The sequence below is a fragment of the Vibrio sp. 2134-1 genome, assembly GCF_033339495.1.
The window spans coordinates 1-1126 of sequence record NZ_JAWOUS010000116.1; the positions used below are offsets into that span (position 1 = coordinate 1).

Genomic DNA, 1126 nt, shown 5'->3' on the forward strand with positions numbered 1-1126 from the left:
CGGCGTAAAAAGCGTCTTAGCGGCGGCAGGTTGGCGTAATCTTCTTCCATCACAAAGCGAATCAAACGAGGGCATACGGCACTCAGTAATAGGGCATCCATATAGCTCACATGATTACACACAATCAATGCACCACCATGCGCAGGTAAGTTGTGCAGAATTTTGTGTTTAACACGATAGATGGTGTGCGTGAGCATCCACATTGCAAAGCGAACCACAAAAATCGGGATTTGTAGAAAGATATATGCCGCGACTAAGAAATTAAGCACTGCAAGAAGCGCAAACAGTTGTGGAATACTCATCTCTACTACGCTTAGGCATATAATGCCAAGGACCGCGCTGCCCACCATAAATAGCGAGTTAAAGATATTCAGACCTGCTATCACTTGCGCTCGTTCAGTCTCCTTCGCTCGGTGCTGCATTAAGGCATACAGTGGGACGATAAATAATCCGCCCGATGCTCCTATCATGAGCAGATAGAAAAACAGAGGCCAGAAAGGCTCGAAACGAACAAATTCAATGAAGTTTGCGAACTCAGGTAGCTCAGTTGGTACTGATGTCGCCATTAAGTAACCGAAGATGGTGATGCCTAAGGCACCGATTGGCACGATGCCCACTTCGATTCGATGATTTGAGATCCAGTTGCAAGCCAGTGAGCCTAGAGCAATCCCTACTGAGAAGAGTGCAAGTAAGAAGGATACGGCGCTTTCTGTACCGTTCAGATAGACCTTAGTGAAGTTTGGGAACTGAGTAAGATATGCAGCACCGAGAAACCAAAACCAACTGATGGCCATTATGCATTGAAATACGATGCGATCGGATTTCGCGATCGCCAGCGTATGCTTAGTTTGCTGATAAGGTCGCCAACGGAATTTAAGTTCAGGGGCACTTGCCGCAGCAAAGGGAATCGAGCGACTGGATAAGTAACCGAGCAGGGCAAATAGAACCACGCAGAAAGCGGCCAGATACTTCGCGTTGTCAGCAGAAGCAATAATGCCTGCACCGAGCGTGCCGATAAGAATGGCGATAAATGTCCCGGCTTCAACCAAGGCATTGCCCGGTACCAGTTCCTTAGCGTTTAATTCCTGAGGAAGAAGCGCGTACTTGACGGGGCCGAAGAACGCGG

At 48.1% G+C, this 1126-nt stretch carries 1 protein-coding gene; it reads right to left on the reverse strand.

The window, feature by feature from the left end:
• Positions 1-1126, reverse strand: a 1126-nt coding sequence (locus tag R7R78_RS24260) for a 1-acyl-sn-glycerol-3-phosphate acyltransferase (protein WP_225474391.1), incomplete at both ends; no start/stop codon positions are given.